The following is a 19,232-nucleotide window of genomic DNA, read 5'->3' as shown; positions in this document are numbered from 1 at the left end:
GTCGGTAACTGGTCTACACCACCTGACAGGCGGTCGCCAACCCATGAGTGCCGAGACCGAGACCTCCCCCGCAAGCCGGCGGTGGCAGGCGGCTTTCCAGGGTCTGCAGAAGATGGGCCGCAGCCTCCAGCTTCCCATCGCCGTACTGCCGGCCGCGGGCATCCTCAACCGACTCGGCCAGCCCGACGTGTTCGGGGACGACGGCCTCGGCTGGGACAACGTCTCGAAGGTGATGGACGGCGCGGGCGGCGCGCTGCTCGACGGCTCGCTCGGGCTGCCGTTGCTGTTCTGCGTGGGCGTGGCCATCGGCATGGCGAAGAAGGCGGACGGCTCCACGGCGCTCGCGGCGGTGGTGGGGTTCCTCGTCTACTACAGCGTGCTGCGCGAGTTCCCCGAGGACTGCCCGGAGGGGACGAAGGAGATCCCCGACATCGGCTGCGCCGCGGCCGAAGGGGCGGTGAGCGCGTACACGTACCAGAACCCGGGCGTCTTCGGCGGCATCGTGATCGGTCTGCTGGCGGCCTTCTTCTGGCAGCGCTACCACCGGACCAGGCTGGTCGACTGGCTCGGCTTCTTCAACGGGCGGCGGCTCGTCCCGATCATCATGGCGTTCGTGGCGATCGTGTTCGCGGTGCTGTGCCTGTGGGTCTGGCCGCCGATCGGTGCCGCGCTGGAGGACTTCAGCGACTGGATGAGCGGCCTGGGTGCCTGGGGCGCGGGCGTGTTCGGCGTCGCCAACCGTGCGCTGCTGGTCGTCGGGCTCCACCAGTTCCTCAACGTGCCCATCTGGTTCCAGTTCGGCAGCTACACCAAGCCGGACGGGGAGGTGGTGCACGGCGACATCAACATGTTCCTCGCGGGCGACCCCGGCGCCGGCCAGTTCACCTCGGGCTTCTTCCCCATCATGATGTTCGCCCTGCCGGCCGCGGCCCTCGCCATCACGCACTGCGCGAGGCCGGACCGCCGCAAGGAGGTCGGCGGTCTGATGCTGTCGGTGGCGCTGACGTCCTTCGTCACCGGCATCACGGAACCGATCGAGTACTCGTTCCTCTTCATCGCCCCGCTCCTGTACGCGGTGCACGCGCTGCTGACGGGTGTCTCGATGGCGGTGACCTGGGGGCTGGGCGTGCACGACGGCTTCAGCTTCTCGGCCGGACTGATCGACTACGTCATCAACTGGAACCTGGCCACAAAACCCTGGGCGATCATTCCGATCGGCCTGGGCTTTGCCGTCGTCTATTACGCGATCTTCCGTTTCGCGATCACGAAGTTCGATCTCAAAACGCCGGGTAGGGAGCCGGAGGAAGAGGTCGAGGACGCGGCAAAGGTCTGACAAAAGGCCGGAAACCGGGCCCTGAACAGGGCCGGGAAATCCCGCAGGAATCGCGGGTTCCTTATCTCGCCTTCATCGTGCTACAACAGGTCTACACCACTGAGTGGTGTAGACCACCACCCGATGGAGGAAGTCTATGAGCACCGCCACCGCATCGGCGGCCCCCACGAAGAAGTGGGGATCCGGTCTTTTCCAGGGCCTGCAGAAGGTCGGTCGCAGCCTGCAGCTGCCTATTGCCGTGCTGCCGGCGGCGGGCATCCTGCTGCGCCTCGGTCAGAAGGACGTCTTCGGTCCGGAAGGCCTCGGCTGGAACAAGGTCGCGGCCGTCTTCATGACCGCCGGTGACGCCGTCTTCGCCAACCTGCCGCTGCTCTTCTGCGTCGGCATCGCCATCGGCTTCGCCAAGAAGGCCGACGGCTCCACCGCGCTGGCGGCGCTGGTCGGCTTCCTGGTCTACAAGAACGTACTGACCGCGTTCCCGATCACCGAGGCGAAGGTCACCAAGGGTGCGGACGTCGCCGCGACCTACAACGACCCCAAGGTCCTCGGTGGCATCGTCATGGGACTCATAGCCGCTGTCACCTGGCAGCGCTTCCACCGCACCAAGCTCCCCGACTGGCTGGGCTTCTTCAACGGCCGCCGTCTCGTCCCGATCCTGATGGCCTTCATCGGCACCGCCGTCGGTGTCTTCTTCGGCCTGGTCTGGGAGCCCATCGGTGACGTGATCACCAGCTTCGGCGAGTGGATGACCGGCCTCGGCGCCATCGGCGCGGGGATCTTCGGTGCCATCAACCGCGCGCTGCTGCCGGTCGGCATGCACCAGTTCGTCAACACGGTGGCCTGGCAGGAGATCGGCTCCTTCAAGGACTCCGCCGGTGCCGTCTGGCACGGTGACCTGCCGCGCTTCTTCCACGGCGACCCGACCGCCGGCCAGTTCATGACGGGCTTCTTCCCGATCATGATGTTCGCCCTCCCGGCCGCCGCCCTGGCGATCACGCACGCGGCCCGCCCCGAACGCCGCAAGGTCGTCGGCGGCATGATGGTCTCGCTCGCGCTGACCTCGTTCGTCACCGGTATCACCGAGCCGATCGAGTTCGCTTTCATGTTCATCGCGCCGGTGCTGTACGTCATCCACGCCCTGCTGACCGCCCTCTCCATGGCCGTGACCTGGGCCCTGGGCGTCCACCACGGGTTCAGCTTCTCCGCGGGCTTCATCGACTACGCCCTGAACTGGAACCTGGCCACCAGGCCCTGGCTGATCATCCCGATCGGCCTGGTCTTCGCGGCGATCTACTACGCCGTGTTCCGCTTCGCCATCACCAAGTGGAACCTCCCCACCCCGGGCCGCGAGCCCGAGGAGGAGGTCGAGGACCTCACCAAGGCGTGAGCCCCTCCTGAACAGCGCCGAGGCCCCCGGAGCCGTCAAGCTCCGGGGGCCTCTGGCACGTCGTACAGGTCAGATCTCGTACATCTTGCGCGGAACGGCGAGCTCCACCGGACCGTCGTAGACCTCGCGCGCGTCGGCCAGGTTGGCCTGGGGGTCGGTCCACGGCGGAATGTGGGTGAGCACCAGGCGCCGCGCGCCCGCGCGGGCCGCGGTCTGGCCCGCCTCGCGGCCGTTGAGGTGCAGGTCGGGGATGTTCTCCTTGCCGTGCGTGAACGCCGCCTCGCACAGGAACAGGTCGGCGTCGCGGGCCAGTTCGTCCAGGGCCGTGCTGACGCCGGTGTCGCCGGAGTAGGTCAGGGTCTTCCCGCCGTGCTCGATCCGGATGCCGTACGCCTCCACCGGGTGGGCCACGCGTTCCGTGTGCACCGTGAACGGGCCGATCTCGAAGGTGGACGGCTTGACCGTGTGGAAGTCGAAGACCTCGCTCATGGACGAGGCGCTGGGGGTGTCGGCGTAGGCGGTGGTCAGGCGCTGTTCCGTGCCCTCGGGTCCGTAGACCGGGATCGGGGCGCAGCGGCCGCCGTCGTGCCGGTAGTAGCGCGCCACGAAGTACGCGCACATGTCGATGCAGTGGTCGGCGTGCAGATGGCTGAGGAAGATCGCGTCGAGGTCGTAGAGACCGCAGTGGCGCTGCAGCTCGCCCAGGGCGCCATTGCCCATGTCGAGGAGCAGCCGGAAGCCGTCGGCCTCGACGAGGTAGCTCGAGCAGGCCGATTCCGCGGACGGGAACGACCCCGAGCAGCCGACGACGGTGAGCTTCATGAAACAGAAACCTCCGCTGGCGGAAAAACCGAGAGATCGGGAACAGGGGCGTCGGGGGTCGTGCGGTTTGTCGAGCGTAAGGCGCAAAACCTCCGGTCGCTCCTCCGCCAAGGGCTGTTGTGGGCGAACTCACCTGTGCGGCGCCGCCATCCGAGCTACCTGGCGTTCAGCTGTTCGACCAAGATCCGAGGGCACATCGAGGGCACATCAGGCAGCTTCGGACAGGAAGTCCTCGACGGCCTCGCGGGTGTCCTGGTCCTCGTCGGGGAACAGGTGCGCGTAGATCGACATGGCCACGGCCACGGTGTCGCCGAGTCGCGCCGCCACGGTCTTGGGCCCCGCTACGACTTCGACCACCTGCGAGGTTGGCTGCGCCGTCGGCAGATCGTGCCGCGCATCGCCCGCCGCGGGGTGGAAAACTCCAACCGCCTGGGCGCGCACCGCTGGGTTACGTTGGCACCCCGCTTTCCGTTGCAATCCCGGTGCGCCTCCCTGATATTCCGTATGTCTATCGCCAGGTCAGGATGAAGGAACACCGGCTGCACGTGATCCATGGTCCACCCCTTCGCATGCGAGGGAGGAAGGGTTAGATCATGCGCTCCCCGATGGGGGTGGCGCCGCGCACCCCCTTCGCGTTTCACGCCACTCCAGTGCCCCTGCGGGCGGCGGCTTTGGCGGCTCGTGTGTGCGAGGAAGCCAGTGCCAAGCGCTGGAAGTAGGCCTTGCGTGCGTGCTCGGCACGACGCGAACGCTCTTCCGACGTCAGACGGCCCTCGGGGTCCACCTCACGTTCAAAGCGGTCGAGGAAAGCCCGCCTCGCGGGGGCCGTGTGGGCGGCGGGGTCGTCGGTCTTCGCCCAGAGAGAGTGGGCAGCGATGCGTGCGCGCATCGTGCGCTCAGCGGCGTTGGACATGGCAAGCCCCTCTAAGTGTCACTCCACCGGCGCCGGTGCCAGCCCGGAGCCGACATCCGACGCTTCTAGTGGCAATTGTCTCGCAGCTGTGTGGAGGATGTCCTTGACTTCCCGAGCGCCTCAGCCATGGTGTCGCTGTCGCGGATGACCGTGCTGCAAACGGCGACGACATCACCGATGACGTCGGGCAGGGCACGACCCGGACGTGAGCCAGGGTGCTCAGCATGGCGCGGGTAAGGGCCGATCCCAGGTCGCTGGTGGGCTGGGCGTATCAGGGCGTCAGCGACGACTTTCCTCTCCGATGAGCCCTGTCTGCACCAACAGGTTTCCACGCCGTCGCGAGACGAAGATCCCCCGCCCCGCCGGCATCGGGCGGGGGCGTACGTTGCCGAGGATGTCGCCCTCGTTCGGATCGCCGGAGAGCACGACCCCCTGGGCGCCCAGCTCCTTGATGCGCTGCATGAAGGGTTCGTACGAGGAGCGGCCGGCGCCCGCGGTATTGCGGGCGACGATGAAGCGGATGCCGACGTCGCGGGCGAACGGAAGGAGTTCCGTGAGCGGGGCGAGGGGGTTGCCACTGGAGGTCGACACCAGGTCGTAGTCGTCGACCACCACGTAGATCGTCGGGCCGCTCCACCAGCTGCGTGCCCGCAGTTGGTCGGCCGTGACGTCGGGCGAGGGCGTGCGCCGCCGCATGAGATCGGCCAGGGCCTCCACGTGGTGATCCATGGCGTTGGACATGGGAACGTACTCGGCGAGGTGGGTTGCCGGGGTGGCGTCCAGGAGGGAGCGGCGGTTGTCGATGACGAAGAGTTTGCAGGAGTCGCCGTCGTGCAGGTCGGTCAGCTGCTTGATGAGCAGGCGCAGCAGATTGGACTTGCCGGACTCGCTCTCGCCGAAGACGAGGAAGAAAGGGTCCTGGTCGAAGTTGACGTGGACGGGTTCCAGGTTGTTCTCGTCGAGGGCGAAGGCGACGCCGCGGTCCGGCTCCGTAAGGGCTGCGGGCAGGTCGGCGAAGGGGATCTGGCGTGGCAGGAGGCGGACGGCCGGCGCGCCGGGCGCGGTCCAGTGGCGGTCCACGTCCCGGCTCAGGGCGGCGGTCGCCTCGGAGAGGTTGTCGTCGGAGTGGATGCCGTCGATGCGGGGAACCGCCGCCATGAAGTGCAGTGCTTCCGGAATGACGCCCCGGCCGGGCACACCCGTCGGAACGTTTCCGGCTGCCTTGCGGTCCAGTTCGGAGTCCATGGGGTCGCCTAGCCGCAGCTCGAGGCGGTTCATCAGCAGGTCCTTCAAGTTCGCACGGACCTCCATGGCGCGGGAGGCGGTGAGGATCAGGTGGATGCCGTAGCCAAGGCCGCGCGCGGCGATGTCGAGGACGGCTGCTTCCAGGGCCTCGTACTCCGTGCGGAAGTTCCCCCAGCCGTCGATGACCAGGAAGACGTCACCCCACGGCTGGTCCGCCACCTGGATGTCACCGCGAGCCCGCATCCTGCGGAACGTGGCGATGGAGTCGATGCCGGCGCTGCGGAAGTACTCCTCGCGGCGCGTCATGATGCCGTACACCTCGGCGACCGCGCGGCGCACCCGCTCCGGGTCCAGGCGTGAGGCGACCCCGCCGACGTGCGGCAGCCCCGAGACGGCCGCCATGCCGCCACCGCCGAAGTCCAGCCCGTAGAATTGGACCTCGTGCGGGGTGTGGGTCAGCGCAAACGCGGCGATGATCGTCCGCAGCAGCGTCGACTTACCCGACTGCGGGCCGCCGACGATCTGCATATGGCCCGCGGCGCCGGAGAAGTCCCGGTACAGCGTGTCGCGCCGCTGCTCGAAGGGCTTGTCGACGACGCCGAGCGGCACGATAAGACGACCCGCGCCCTCGTAGCCGGGCTGGGTCAGGCCGCGGCCCTGCTCCGCGGCGAGTCCAGGGAGGAGGGCGTCCAGCGAGGGCGGGTTGTCCAGCGGGGGCAGCCATACCTGGTGCGCGGCGGGGCCTTGGCCGGTCAGTCTGCGGACGATGACGTCGAGCACGGTGTCGGCCAGGGCGTCGTCGCCGCCCGCCCGCGGGTCCGGCACCTGCGCCTGGGGATCGGACTGTGCGTACTGGACCGGCACGGGGGCCGCGGTGAAGGGCACGGGACGGCGGTCCACCGGCAGCTGACCGTCCCCTGCGGTGGCCCGGGCCGAGGCGGGCCGGTGCGCGCCCGAGACGTAGGCGGCCTTGAAGCGGGCCATCTCGTCGGTGCCGTACTTCAGATAGCCCGAGCCGGGGACGTTCGGCAGGTGGTACGCGTCCGGCACACCGAGGGCGGCGCGTGACTCGGCCTCGGAGAACGTCCGCAACCCGATGCGATACGACAGGTAGGTCTCCAGACCGCGCAGGCGGCCTTCCTCCAGACGCTGCGAGGCGAGCAGCAGGTGGACGCCCAGCGAGCGCCCGATGCGGCCGATCTGGACGAACATGTCGATGAAGTCGGGCTTGGCGGTGAGGAGTTCGCTGAACTCGTCGATGACCAGGACGAGGGACGGGATCGGATCAAGGGCGGCGCCGGCCGAGCGGGCCTTCTCGTAGTCGTGGATGTTGGCGTAGTTGCCCGCCCGGCGCAGCAGCTCCTGGCGGCGGTTGAGTTCGCCGCGGATGGAGTCGCCCATGCGGTCCACGAGGGTCAGGTCGTCGGCGAGGTTGGTGATCACCGCGGCGACGTGCGGCAGGTCCGCCATGCCGGCGAAGGTGGCACCGCCCTTGAAGTCCGCGAGAACGAAGTTCAGCGTCTCCGAGGAGTGGGTCACCGCCAGGCCGAGCACGAGGGTGCGCAGCAGTTCGGACTTGCCGGACCCGGTGGCGCCGACGCACAGCCCGTGCGGGCCCATGCCGTCCTGCGCGGCTTCCTTCAGGTCCAGCATCACCGGGGTGCCGTCCTCGCCGACCCCGATCGGGACCCGCAGGCGTTCGGCACGGGAGCGCGGGCGCCACGTGCGGCCGACATCCACGGATTCCGCGTCGTCCAGGTTGAGGAGATCGGTGAACTCCAGGTTGGCGAGCAGCGGTTCGTCCGAGTCGCCGCCGGACGCCATGTACAGGGGCGCGAGCTGGAGGGCGAGTGCCTCGGCCGCCTCGTAACTGAGACGGTCGGGCGTCCCTTCGTAGACGAGGCCGTCGCCGGACTCCAGACGCAACGACTGAGGATGCACCACGACCGAGAGACCGCCGCGTGCACCGGTGAGCCTGCCCGGCACGACCTCGACGATCGTGGCACCCTGCAATCCCTCGGCCGCCGCCAGCGCCGACAACGGCGACAGCGTCTCTCCGTCGAGCACGACGACGATATGCGGCTGCTCCAGGAGGGGTTGGCCGCCGGCCTGGAACCGGGGACGCCCTTCGAGCTCCTCCTTGAGCAGCAGCTCCAGGTCCTGCGCACTGGACGTGATCAGACGGCGGCTGCCCGCTCCATCACTTCCCTCGGCCTGGACGTGCGGCAGCCACTTCGCCCACTCCCAGTGCGAGGCCGCGTCCTGCCCGGCCGCGATGGCGAAGACCAAGTCGTCAGGGGAATGCAGCGAGGCCAGGGATGCCACCATCGCGCGCGCCGACGCCCGGACGTGGTTCTCGTCCCCGCTGAGGGTGAGGTGGTAGAAGGCCCGCAGCGAGATCGCCATGGGCAGGCCCTCGATGGTGCTGTGCGCGTTGAGGAACTGCTTCATGGCCCCGGCGGTGAGCGGCTCCAGTTCGTCCACCGGAGCGGTCTCGGGCGCGACCAGTGGAGTGGCGAGTTGCTGGCCACCCAGTCCGATCCGGACCTGCCCGAAGTCGTCGTCGCTGATACGCCGCTCCCAGACGCGGCTGCCCTCGGCGACCAGGGCCCACAACTGCTCGGGCGCCGGATGCAGATAGAACTGGGCGTCGCGCTGAAGCCGCGCCGTACGCAGAACCGTACGACGGGTTTTGGCCAGGTATTTCAGGTAGTCCCGTCGCATATCGGCGAGTTGGCCCTGGGTGCCGCGCCGGTAACGGACGAGCATGGCGATGGCCATGGCGATCGTCGATGCGATCATGACCATGCCCATGATGCGCATGATCGGGTTCGGCGTCATGAAGAAAAAGACGACGGAACCGCCCATGCCCATCATGGGGAGCAGTTGCATCAGCGCGCCCTCCTGCTGCCCTCGGGGCAACTCGGGCGGGGATTGCAACTGCACTGGATCAGCGGGCACCTCGGTGGGCAAGGCCCTCGGTGGCCGTTTGACGACAATCTGGCTCAAAGCTGACCCGTCCCCCTCGCGGACTTCAAGAGCCCTTGTCCGCACCCCCGTGGCGCCGACTTCATCCGGGTCGGATCCTACTGGCGGGCACTGACATTGCGGACGGTAGGGTGACGGTCACGCGTGTGCGCACCCGCGAACAACCAACGGATTCGGGGTCATTCGCGGTAATTCGGAACCGGAATGCGAGCGGACAGGCGAACGGGATAGGGGCGCGGCCCGCGAGTTGAGAAGCACCGCGAGGGGGAGAAGTACGTGCCTGCGACAGTTCGAGCGGCAGGGAGCGCGGGAAACACCGACGGTCACCCGGGACCAGGGGGCCATCCGGGGTCGGGGGCTCATCCGGGACCGGGCCAGCATTGGGGACCAGGGATGCCGACCGCTCGCAGCACCGGCTTCCGCCGGATCATCGTGGCGGCACCCGACAGCCGGATCGATGTGGCGCTGCCCGATGACATTCCCCTCGCGCACCTCTTCCCGGAGATCCTGCGCCTGTCCGGACAGACTCCGGCACCCGGTGCCCCGGTCGGCTACCACCTGGTACGCCGGGACGGCACGGTGCTCGACGAGGCACGTTCACTCGCTGCACAGCGCATCGCCGACGGCGACTTCCTCCTGCTGCGTCCCTTCGCCGACTCCCTCCCGCCCGCGGTGTTCGACGACGTCACGCACGCCACGGCCAGCGCCGTCACCCGCGACCGCAAGCTCTGGAACGACGAACTCCTGCGCACCGCAGGACTCTTCGGTAGCTGTGTGCTGCTGATGCTGCTCGCCTTCGTGGCCTGGAGTTCCGACGTCCGGCACGACATGCACGGGCTCCCGGGCATCGTGGCCGCGGTCTCGGGCCTGGTCCTCCTGGCGATCGCCACGGTCCGCGCCCGGGTGTACGGCGACCGCGGCTCGTCGGTGGCCTTTGGCACCGGCGCCCTCGCGAACCTGGGAGTGGCGGGCAGCGGACTGCTCGCGCTGCCGGCCGGGGAGGGCATCGGCAGGCTGCAGTTCCTGCTCGCCTGCGCCGCCGTACTCGTGGGATCGGTGGTGCTGGTGTTCCTCACACCGAGCGGCGACGGCCCCTTTGTCGCCTTCGCATTCGCCTCGGCCGTCGGCATGCTGCTGACCTTCGTCGCGATCCTCGCCGAGATGAGGCCGTCGGAGACCGCCGCGGTCTGCTCCCCGCTCGCCCTGGGCGCCCTCGCCTTCCTTCCGGGCCTGGCCACGCGTTTCGCCCGCCTACCCATCGGCTTCGACCCGCCGCGCACCGCCGTCGGCAGCGACTACGCCGATGCCGATGATGACGCCGCCGAGGTGTCGGCCGTCATCGACGCCGAGCGCATCGCCGCTCAAGCGCGGCGCGGCCACGAGCTGCTGCTCGGCCTGGTTGGTGGATGTGCGTTGGTGGCAACGGCTGCAGCCGCAGTACTGGGGTTCGCCGACGATGTGTGGGCCCAACTCCTCGCGCTCGCCACGGGCTTGGCCCTGCTGATGCGCGCCCACCTGTTCCGGCACACGGTTCAGGTGGGTTGCACGCTCGCGGCGGGCCTCGCCTCGCTGGTGCTCCTGGGGCTCGGGCTCTCCCTCAACCCGCCCGGTCGGATGGTCCTGGAGGCTCTACGGGGTGACGACACGGCCATGGCAATCAGGCTGGTGTGGCTGTCGGTCGCGGTCGCCGTCGTCGCCGGGGCGATCGCCGCGATCGCGCTGATCGTTCCCAGCAAGGGGGTCACCCCGTTCTGGGGCCGATTCCTGGAGATCGCCGAGAGCTTCGTACTTCTGACGCTGCTGCCGCTGTGTCTCGCGGTGTTCGGCGCCTACCAGCAGATGCGCTCGCTCTCATCGTGAGTTCCTCGTACGAGACCAGAACACCCAGATCAACCAACGGGGGAAAGAGGCAGCAGAACGATGGCATCACGGCGGGATGAGCTCAACGCCTACACCTTCGCGCGACGGCGCCTGGTCGGCCAGTTCCTGCAGCCCAACCCGAACGGCACGGAAGAGGGCTGGCCGCGCCCCCTGCGCGCGGTCGTGCCGGGTGCGATCGTCGCGACGGTCGTCCTCGCGGCCTTCGGGGCGTGGGGCATGTTCAAGCCCGCCGCACCGCAGGGCTGGGACAAACCCGAAGAGAACATCATCATCTCCAGCAAGTCGACCACGCGGTACGTCGTCCTGACGACCGACGGCAAGACACAGCTGCACCCGGTGCTGAACATGTCCTCCGCGAAGCTCCTGCTGACGCCCGACAAGGGCAAGGTCATCAACGTCGACGAATCGGTCCTCGACAGCGGCAAGATCCCACACGGCCCCACCCTCGGCATCCCCTACGCCCCCGACCGACTGCCCGATGCCGACGAAGCCGGATCGAAGAAGCGCTGGGTGGTCTGCGAGCGGCCCGGAGAAGGCGGCCGTGCCATCCAGAAGGCGGCCTTCATCCTCGCCGCTCGCGACATGGACCGGACCGAGGGCGCGGAGCGGCTGCGCGGTGGCGAGCTGATGTACGTGGAGGGCCCGGGCCCGGATCGCACCCGCTACGTCGTTGACGCCAAGGGAACGGCGTACCCCGTGACGAACGACGAACTGCTCCTGCGCCAGGTCGTCGGCGAGGGCCGGGAGCCCCAGCGGGTGTCGGCCGGCTGGCTGAACACACTGCACAAGGGCGACACCATCGCCTTCCCGCAGATCCCGGACACGCCCGGCGCCGACGCCGGGATCCAGGGCCAGCTGCCGGCCGAGGCGAACAAGGTCGGCATGGTCCTTGAAGCAACGTCCGGCACCAGGATCCAGAAGTACGTCGTCCTACGCGGGCGGGTCGCACCGGTCTCCGACTTCACGGCGAAGCTGCTGCTCAGCAGCAAGGACCTGATCAGACTGGGGCAGGCGGGCCGAGCCATGCCTGTCAGCGCTGGCAGCTTCACGCCCGGGGCGCCCTTCGGCGCGGACAAGACCTTGCCTCAGCAGGAGCCTGAGCCGGTCAACGCGGCGAGCACCGACGAGGGGAGCCGCAACACGGTGTGCAACGTCCTGCGCGACGTGGACGGGGACAACGGCGCCACGACCCTCAGTACCTGGGCGGGCAAGGACTTCCCGGCTCCCCTCCCCACCGGGTCGAGCAGCGCGTACGTCACCCCCGGCTCGGGCCAGTTCTTCCGCCAGTTCACGGGCTCGTCGACCAGTTCCGGCTTCTTCTTCTTGGTCACCGACACCGGCCTGCGCTACGCGATGCAGTCCAACGGCGACAGCGAGACGGACGACGCCGGCATCGGCTCCTCGGGCTCGGCCACAGAGCGTCGGGAGCAGCGCGAGGCGGCCCTGCAGGAGGCCCAGCAGGCGCAGAACCGCCTCGGCTACAAAGACGTGACACCGGCGCCAATCCCAGCCGCGTGGTCCGCGTTCCTGCCGACGGGACCGCGACTGTCGACGGGGGCGGCGCGGCAGCCGCAGGGGTCGTGAGGGGGCGGGCTGCATAGTGCGCACACGTCACCAGTTGCGCTTCCTCGCCGGTACGGCTGCTGCCACCCTCACGTTCGTCGCGGTGCCTCTGGCTCCGACAGCCACGGCGGCCGATCAGTGCACCTTTCCCGGCAAGACGTACGAGGGCCGCCCCTGGGCCCTGCAACGGGTCCTGCTGGACGAGGTGTGGAAGCAGTCCAGGGGCAAGGGTGTCCGAGTCGCGGTCATCGACACCGGTGTGGACGTCAAGAACCGCCAGCTCGCCCCGGCGGTGGACGTCAAGAAGGGCCGTAACTTCCTGCCGCCGAACCTCAAGGACGACCAGGGCAACAAGATCGAGCGCGGCAGCGAGGACGGCACCACCGACGTGGTGGGCCACGGCACCAAGGTCGCGGGCATCATCGCCGCCAGGCCGGCGAAGGGCACGGGCTTCGTCGGCCTCGCCCCCGAGGCGACGATCATCCCGATCCAGCAGAACGACGCCGAGGGCCACGGAGACACCGACACCCTGGCCGTTGCCATCAACTACGCCGCCGACAAGGCCCGGGCCGACGTCATCAACATCTCCCAGGACACGGTCAACCCGATCACAGCCACCTCCGAACTGAAACGGGCGGTGGACAACGCCCTGGCCAAAGAGATCGTCATCGTGGCCTCGGCGGGCAACGACGGCCTCGACGGCAAGGTGAAGAAGACCTACCCGGCCTCATACGAAGGCGTCCTGGCCGTGGCCGCCTCCGACCGCAACAACGAACGCGCCGCCTTCTCCCAGTCCGGCGACTTCGTCGACGTCGCCGCCCCCGGCGTCGACATGGTGTCCACCGTCCCCGGCGGCGGGCATTGTGCCGACAACGGGACGAGCTTCTCCGCGCCCTACGTCGCCGGGGTCGCGGCCCTGATCAAGGCCAAGCACCGGGACTGGACGCAGCAGCAGATCACCGCCCAGATCATGCAGACCGCGGAACGCTCCATCCCCGGCCACGACCGCCTGGTCGGCTGGGGCGTCGTCGACCCCGTACGCGCCCTCACGGAAGACGACAAACCGATCGACCAGCCAGTGCCCACCAACGAAGGCGCAGGGCAGGCCAAGGCCCCCACGGTGGCCCAACTCCCGCTCGGGGAAACCCCGCAGGAGCGGGCGGCTCGTCTCGGGACCTACGTGGTGGTGGGCAGCTTGGTACTGGTGGCGGTCATCGCCGGCGGGGCGGTGGCGATGCGGGACAGCCGGAGGAGGACGCCCTCCGGTTAGCCGAGAAGGCCGTTGGTCCTGTCACTGGTAGTGGCTAGAGTGACACGCATGCAATCGGTGACTTTCGCGTCACCGCGATCGCAATGACCTGCGGTCGTAGCAAACGGGGAAACGGGGAGGGCGAGCGTCATGCGGTGCGCCGACGATGTTCGGAGCCGTGAGGGACGGCCACGGGGCTGCAACGCTCCATGAGCGGGCCGCTGCCTGACAAAGAACGCGAACGCCTCACCACGGCCCACCGCGGCGGATCACACCGGACGCACCATGAGCGTTCGCCATGCACCTCTCCAGGCCGCCGGACCCACTGAACCGGAATTCGGAAGGGAAGAACAGATGGCAGGAACCCAGAAGGTCACTGACGACGTACTGCGGCAGTTCGAGCAGGAGCTCAACGAACGCTTCGGTTCGGTGAAGCAGCAGCTGCAGCAGCTGCACGCCGTGATCGACGGCGTGGAAGGCAAGTGGCAGGGCCAGGGTGCCGTGTCGTTCGACCGGAAGCAGACCGAAATCAACGAGCGCATGGCCCACATCGGCAACCTGCTCGTCCGTTTCCAGAACGCGGTCAACGACAACCGCCGCATCGCCGGCAGCACCGACGAAGAGATCTACCAGGCCCTGGCGGGCATCGACGCGGGCGGTTCCGGCTCGGCCGGAAGCGCCTCGGCGTCGGGCAAGACGTCTGCATTCTCCGGCATGTAGCACAGCCGCACTTCAACATACCGGACGCGAAAGGAAGTTGGAGAAGTCATGGCAGTGGACAACGGCACCATGCTCGTCACCTACGCGGAACTCGAGCGGGCCGCAGGCGACATCACCGCCCAGGCCAAAAAACTGGACACGGACCTGGAAGCCCTCCAGCAACGGATGAAGGACCTCTCCGCCTTCTTCGAGGGCGAGGCCAAGACCGCAGCGGACGGCCTCCACCGCGAGTGGGACATCAAGGCCAGGGAGATCCACCAGGCTCTGAACGCCATCGCGAACGCGGTCCGCGAGGCGAGCGCGGCCTACAGCGCCGCCGACCGTAAGGCCGCCGCCAACTACTAACAGCGGTCAACGGAACCGGGGTGGGCACGCACGGGAGGTGTCCACCCCACCTCTGGAACGAAAAAGGTCGCAGGAAAGCGATCGGACAATCCGGGAAGGGCACCGATGGCGTGAGGTGCCTCGCGGCAGGCGCGCTCATGTGCCAGCAGCTCCGCGCGCTCACCCTTCCAGTTTGGGGAGGCGATGGGCCGTCTTTGGGACAAACTGACAGGTACGAAACACCCTGACAGCGGTGTCGCACCGCTGCCGACCATGGAAGTCCGAGCCGCGCTGCTCGCGCTCAACGGGCCGGACGTGCCGTACCGGGTGCGCAACGCTCTCCCCACCGAGAAGGCCGACATTGTCGCGGAGTGCCGGATTCCACGGGTGGGTGTGACCCTCAAGACCCAGATGCGCCTGATCCCGGAGAAGCACGAGGTGCGATTTCTTGACGAGCGGTGGGAAAACCGTTCGTCCGGCAACGCCGATGCGCAGTACGGACGTGGGCACGCACCTGCGGTGTACCGGCAGTGGGAGACCAAGCAGGGCCACGACGGCCGTCGGCGCAAGGTCGAGACGTTTCGCTTCGACACGCGGGAGATGACGGAGCCCCTGCGGAACGCAATCCTCGGCGCCGGATGGACCTGCCGGGGAGTGCTCAAGCTCTGATCGGCCGGTGACCCGCGCGTGGATGGCACCGTTGCCTTGCACGCGCCCACTGAGGCCCGGCGTTCCAACGTCATTCCGGCGAGGAGTTTCGGGTGACGGCAGACGGTGGCGGAGGCAGAGGCGGGTAGGGCGGACGGGGCGGGATCCGGGGCCCGGGCGGAGTCGGCGGTGGTGGCGGCTGCGGTTCCAGCGACTGCCGAGGGCGGGATGGTGGCTGCCGCGGCGTGAGAGGTGGGGCTGGAGGTGGCGGCGGGGGCGGAGGAGGCTCGATAGCCGGCAGTACCGGACCGCCCGCGCGCAGCCGTTCGATGGTCTGCTCGGCTCGGCGGCGGGCATGCGGGGTGTCGTCGCGTTCGTAGCGGAGCCGGACGCCGGCGCGGCCGAGGTTCTCGGTTGCGAGCAACCGGTAGCCGAGTTCGTGGGTGATCTGCTCAATGCGGTGCTTTCGCGACGCGTCCAGGCGGCCGGGCAGCAGCTCGACACGGCCCCGTCCGTCGAAGTGCCGGACTATCTCCTCGTCCTTCACAGCTCCCCGCTCGTCTCAGTTGTCCTTGTCCGACTTGGCCTGCATTGCCTTGATGGCCTTCTCCTCGCGGGTGAGCATGGGCCCGGCCGAGACCATATTACCGATGGATTAGGCGAATGCGATGGCGCATTATCCGCAGCAGCTGCTTCTAATGAAGCCAGGAGACCAGTGACTGAAATGACACAACAAGGGAGGATGTCGGCCAGACTGGAGGATCAGCGGCATTCGCCGAAGCCCTCAAGTGCCTTGGTGTAGGAAGTAACCAGACCCCACCAGCACCCGAATAGAAATAGCGATCGTCATCCGTTACTTGACCGCTGTCCATTTTTGCGTACGCATCAGCAACAGCGGTAACGCTCTCCTCTTCATTCCACCACGCCTGCACCTCCCGAACGGCCATCTCTCCATCGATAATCACGTCACATCGCTTCGTCCCACCGTTTGGAGACGATTGCTTCACGGCTATTACCTCATCCCCTGGCAGGAAGGGGTCAAGCAGCTCGGGATCCAATGAAATGCCGCATTGAGTTCGAAGGATTGCGTAGTTCTTTTCATCTCCGCCGCCGCTTGAGCATGCAGTTACGACCAGCGCTCCAGCAAGAGCGACGGAGACTGAAGTCAACGCCTGGACGAGTGCCGAGCGTAAGCTACTTTGAGGGCGGTGCACAACGTTTTCCCGACTCACCCGCTAATGCCCAGGTCATCTGGGATGCTCGGCTCATTGGTGCATGCCAGCTCATCCCGCAGCGTGCGGGCCAGCTGGACGGCCAACTGCTGGTGGAACGCTTCCGACACTCTCGGGGCATCCGGCGCGCTGACCCTGGCTTCGAGAAGCACCTGCGCCTGCCCACTTGCGCCCTTGATGTCACAGCGGAAAACGAGGTCGACGTCCCCGCCGACGCTGGCGGTGTCAGCCACGTAGACGTCCGTGGCTGCTCGATGCCAGCGCTCGGTGTTGGTCTGCACGGCCTGTAGGGGGTCTGCCGCCCACCCCGCCATCGCAGAAAAGCGGCCGTTGCCCGAGAGTCCACAGGCGTCGTATTCTTCAAACCCCCTAGATTTGTTGTAGGGTTCGATCGCTTCTTGCGTCAGCTCCTTCTTGATGTGGTCGACAGAAAGAGCACTGTTGGAGAACTTGAGGTCACCGGAATCAAGGATGCCTCGCAGAGACTCCATATTCTTGGCGCCAAACAGTGCATTACAGGTCTTCCACTGGGTGGGGTACTTCTCACTCAGAGATTGTTCGCCCGAGCAACCTGTCGACAACGCAAGCGCCGCTATAGCCCCACACCAGGAAATCCGGATCAGGGATCTCACGATGACACCTTTTCATTGTTCGAGATGGCCGTTTTCCCAGCCAAGTAGGACTGTTCGATCTCATTGATGAGATCGGTGGCCTCCTTGTTGCTCATGCCGGTGGTCTGGGCGAAGTTGAGAACGGGTTGAGTGGCCGCCCGCTCGCCGATCTTCTCCACGTCCTGCACGGCTTGGAGTGCCTGCGGGTCGTTCGTGTACTCGTTGTCCTTCAGGTATTCCATCGTATGGTTGCCATATGCGGTACTGATCGCGGACCCGGCGGACTCCATGACCAACGGAACGGCGGTGGCGGCCACGACACCCGCTGCCGGGCCGAGCAGTATCGCGGCGCCCGCAGTCGCTGCCACCGTGACTCCTCCGCTGACGAGCGACTTGCGCCACTCTCCGTTCTGCTCTTGCAGCATCTGCTGAGCCTCTTCCGGATCCTTGAATTCCTCACGAATCCCATGAGACCGTGATTCATCGAGGATTCCATGCACTTTCGCAGCGTTTTGGGCGAACGCAATGCCGCGATCCTCGTCGTTCTCGAAGGCCGCGAGGCCACTCGCCATAAAGAGCTGCTGAGCCGAGGTCAGTGACTTGTATCCGTCCTCGTCGCCAGCCACCAGCATCATGAAGTTCCGCGCCTTCTGCTCGTCGAAGGAAGTTCGCGTCGAACCGTCGCTGCTGTTTTTGAAGAGTGCGTCTCGGTCCAGCGCGTCGCCCGAGCCACCGAAATCCATGATGGAGTAGTTCAGGTCGTCGATGTACGACGCCCCCATCTTGGCCAGGCTGTCCTTCATGACCTCGGGCGGCGGCCCTTCCTCGGAGGCGACGTTGTAGCGCTCGATGACCCTCCTCATAATCTCGGCCGTATCCTCGTCCCTGTGCAGCTCCGGCGGGTCCGCGTCCCAGGCGTCGCCGGTGACCGCCGCCTCCAGCGCGTGCCCTAGAGCGTTAGGTCCCATCTCGCGTGCGTGCTTCGATTCGTCGCTGCCAGCGTGGGCGAGGCTGTCCGGGGCCCACTCGAAGTCCGTCTTGTTCAGCTCATCGAAGTAGTCATAGTCGAGCGATGCGTTCTTGTTGACAGTGCCGTCTTCGTTGTACACGGTGGGTGTGTCGGTGAAGAACTTCTTCGCGGCGTCCGGGCTGTGTCCGAGTCCTTCCAGCACGCTGGTGAGCGGGTCGTAGCCCGCGCCGTTCTTTCCGGACGGGTTGTAGCCCCAGTCGAGGTCGGATCCGGGAATGTCGGGTTTGCTGCTCATGAACCGATACGGGTCCTCGCGATGCAGCTGGACGACGTGCTCGGCGATGGGGTTGATGAACCGCGCATCGTAGTTGCCATAACGCAGGATTCCGCCCAAGACCTGATAGCCGTACGGTGCGCTGCTCCCACCGGGATAGAGCTGGAGCTGCTGCGTGCCCAGCTTGCGGAACTCCGTCGCCCAGTTCGTCGGCAGGTGCGACTTGTTGTCGGGGTCGGTCGCCGAGGCCAGGGCCACACCCATGTTCCGCTGGAGCTGTCGGGCGAGGGCGAGCCGCCCCTTGTCGTCGCCGATCGTGCCGTCCAGCGACATGCGGCCGTAGAACTCCAGCGCCTCCTTCGGGCCGCCGAGTGACTTGTAGAAGTCCGTGGAGAAGTCAGCGTCCTTGGAGTTGAACCTCATGATGGAGTTCAACTCCATGTACTGCTTGTCGCTCATCTTCGGGCCGAGATCGGCCAGTTCGGCAGCGCGTTGGGCCTGGGCGTCGTCGAGGGACTCGTACGAGCTGTGGCCGGCGTTGTGTTTATCCCCGCCGTGGCTCTTGCGCAGGGCGCGAGCGACCGACGCGTCGATCTCCGCGGCGTGGGCGAGAATCCGGTTGATCCGGTTCTCCAGCTCCTGCTTGGCGTCGAGCTGTTCCTGGGTGCGTTCGTCGCTGTCGCCGCGGATGTGCCGGAAGAAGCAGCGGACCTTGGCCTCGCCGATGTCCTGGACACTGATCCCGAGGTTCGCGGCGTCCGTCTCCACTGCGGTCCTGATCTGCTTCTGCAGTGAGATGAGTTCGGTGTGAGCGTCGGCGAGTACTTGGTGGATGCTGCTCGCCTCGGTGTGGAGGTCCGCGATCTCTTTCGTGGTCTTGGTGACGAAGCCCCGCGTGACGGTGGCGTTCACCCCGGCCCACCGGGCTTGGTCGGACTTGGCCTGCATGCCCTTCCGGGCGTTCTCCGCCAGGGACTTGAGGCCACTGACGGTGTCCTTCCAGTCGGAGACCGCCGTGCTGAGCTTGCCGAGGTCGACCTCAGACAGGTCCAGGTACGTGAAAGTCATCGCC

General features: G+C 67.2%; 13 protein-coding genes and 1 pseudogene. 9 read left to right on the top strand and 5 right to left on the bottom strand.

What is annotated here, in order from left to right:
- Window positions 1-43: 43 nt before the first annotated feature.
- Both AQI70_RS33335 and AQI70_RS33330 read left to right on the top strand, forming a co-directional pair.
- Window positions 44-1,333 carry a PTS transporter subunit EIIC gene (locus AQI70_RS33335; RefSeq protein ID WP_062156176.1) on the top strand — a complete coding sequence of 430 codons (1,290 nt, stop codon included), beginning with the start codon at window positions 44-46 and terminating at the stop codon, window positions 1,331-1,333.
- Window positions 1,334-1,469: 136 nt separating this feature from the next.
- On the top strand, window positions 1,470-2,720 hold the full coding sequence (locus tag AQI70_RS33330; protein ID WP_062156175.1) for a PTS transporter subunit EIIC: 1,251 nt from the start codon (window positions 1,470-1,472) through the stop codon (window positions 2,718-2,720).
- A 69-nt stretch (window positions 2,721-2,789) separates the two neighbouring features.
- On the opposite strand, the gene AQI70_RS33325 is transcribed toward AQI70_RS33330, so the two are convergent.
- Together AQI70_RS33325 and AQI70_RS39305 are read right to left on the bottom strand one after the other, a co-directional pair.
- The gene (locus tag AQI70_RS33325) at window positions 2,790-3,542 is read right to left on the bottom strand and encodes an MBL fold metallo-hydrolase (protein ID WP_062156174.1); all 753 of its coding nucleotides are present in this window, start codon (window positions 3,540-3,542) and stop codon (window positions 2,790-2,792) included.
- Between the two features lie 207 nt (window positions 3,543-3,749).
- Entirely contained in the window at window positions 3,750-3,899 is a 150-nt protein-coding gene (locus AQI70_RS39305; RefSeq protein ID WP_159042728.1) for a hypothetical protein, read from the bottom strand.
- Between AQI70_RS39305 and AQI70_RS39705 the strand changes: the two are divergent.
- A pseudogene (locus tag AQI70_RS39705) lies at window positions 3,885-3,992 on the top strand (IS5/IS1182 family transposase); the annotation flags it as partial. The gene AQI70_RS39305 and the pseudogene AQI70_RS39705 overlap by 15 nt on opposite strands.
- A gap of 742 nt (window positions 3,993-4,734) precedes the next feature.
- Here the strand turns inward: AQI70_RS39705 and eccCa are convergent.
- On the bottom strand, window positions 4,735-8,709 hold the full coding sequence (gene eccCa, locus AQI70_RS33315) for a type VII secretion protein EccCa (protein ID WP_079051584.1): 3,975 nt from the start codon (window positions 8,707-8,709) through the stop codon (window positions 4,735-4,737).
- A 372-nt stretch (window positions 8,710-9,081) separates the two neighbouring features.
- On the opposite strand from eccCa, the gene eccD reads away from it, so the two are divergent.
- From eccD to AQI70_RS33285, 6 genes are all read left to right on the top strand, one after another.
- Entirely contained in the window at window positions 9,082-10,548 is a 1,467-nt protein-coding gene (gene eccD / locus AQI70_RS33310) for a type VII secretion integral membrane protein EccD (protein WP_062156172.1), read from the top strand.
- A gap of 60 nt (window positions 10,549-10,608) precedes the next feature.
- A complete protein-coding gene (gene eccB, locus AQI70_RS33305) occupies window positions 10,609-12,153 on the top strand; it encodes a type VII secretion protein EccB (protein WP_062156171.1) in 1,545 nt (514 codons plus the stop codon).
- Between the two features lie 16 nt (window positions 12,154-12,169).
- Entirely contained in the window at window positions 12,170-13,402 is a 1,233-nt protein-coding gene (gene mycP / locus AQI70_RS33300) for a type VII secretion-associated serine protease mycosin (RefSeq protein ID WP_062156170.1), read from the top strand.
- Window positions 13,403-13,735: 333 nt separating this feature from the next.
- Window positions 13,736-14,101 (top strand): WXG100 family type VII secretion target, encoded by a 366-nt coding sequence (locus AQI70_RS33295; protein WP_062156169.1) that lies wholly within the window; start codon window positions 13,736-13,738, stop codon window positions 14,099-14,101.
- 48 nt (window positions 14,102-14,149) lie between these two features.
- Entirely contained in the window at window positions 14,150-14,446 is a 297-nt protein-coding gene (locus tag AQI70_RS33290; protein ID WP_062156168.1) for a WXG100 family type VII secretion target, read from the top strand.
- A 252-nt stretch (window positions 14,447-14,698) separates the two neighbouring features.
- Window positions 14,699-15,094 carry a hypothetical protein gene (locus tag AQI70_RS33285; protein WP_244181931.1) on the top strand — a complete coding sequence of 132 codons (396 nt, stop codon included), beginning with the start codon at window positions 14,699-14,701 and terminating at the stop codon, window positions 15,092-15,094.
- Between the two features lie 1,207 nt (window positions 15,095-16,301).
- On the opposite strand, the gene AQI70_RS33280 is transcribed toward AQI70_RS33285, so the two are convergent.
- Complete coding sequence (locus AQI70_RS33280; RefSeq protein WP_159042727.1) at window positions 16,302-16,937, bottom strand: hypothetical protein; 636 nt, start codon at window positions 16,935-16,937, stop codon at window positions 16,302-16,304.
- Window positions 16,934-19,228 carry a hypothetical protein gene (locus tag AQI70_RS33275; RefSeq protein WP_062156165.1) on the bottom strand — a complete coding sequence of 765 codons (2,295 nt, stop codon included), beginning with the start codon at window positions 19,226-19,228 and terminating at the stop codon, window positions 16,934-16,936. The genes AQI70_RS33280 and AQI70_RS33275 overlap by 4 nt, the downstream gene beginning before the upstream one ends.
- Between the last annotated feature and the right edge of the window lie 4 nt (window positions 19,229-19,232).

The organism is Streptomyces curacoi (genome assembly GCF_001513975.1).
Classification (GTDB): domain Bacteria; phylum Actinomycetota; class Actinomycetes; order Streptomycetales; family Streptomycetaceae; genus Streptomyces; species Streptomyces curacoi.
Note: the sequence above shows the minus strand (reverse complement) of the source record. Positions and strands in the feature narration are given on the sequence as shown.

Bases quoted from the DNA above. Each gene is read 5' to 3' on its own strand.
- AQI70_RS33335 (WP_062156176.1), top strand. From the start codon at position 44: ATGAGTGCCGAGACCGAGACCTCCCCCGCAAGCCGGCGGTGGCAGGCG.
- AQI70_RS33330 (WP_062156175.1), top strand. From the start codon at position 1,470: ATGAGCACCGCCACCGCATCGGCGGCCCCCACGAAGAAGTGGGGATCC.
- AQI70_RS33325 (WP_062156174.1), bottom strand. From the start codon at position 3,542: ATGAAGCTCACCGTCGTCGGCTGCTCGGGGTCGTTCCCGTCCGCGGAA.
- eccD (WP_062156172.1), top strand. From the start codon at position 9,082: ATGCCGACCGCTCGCAGCACCGGCTTCCGCCGGATCATCGTGGCGGCA.
- eccB (WP_062156171.1), top strand. From the start codon at position 10,609: ATGGCATCACGGCGGGATGAGCTCAACGCCTACACCTTCGCGCGACGG.
- AQI70_RS33295 (WP_062156169.1), top strand. From the start codon at position 13,736: ATGGCAGGAACCCAGAAGGTCACTGACGACGTACTGCGGCAGTTCGAG.
- AQI70_RS33290 (WP_062156168.1), top strand. From the start codon at position 14,150: ATGGCAGTGGACAACGGCACCATGCTCGTCACCTACGCGGAACTCGAG.
- AQI70_RS33285 (WP_244181931.1), top strand. From the start codon at position 14,699: ATGGAAGTCCGAGCCGCGCTGCTCGCGCTCAACGGGCCGGACGTGCCG.
- AQI70_RS33275 (WP_062156165.1), bottom strand. From the start codon at position 19,228: ATGACTTTCACGTACCTGGACCTGTCTGAGGTCGACCTCGGCAAGCTC.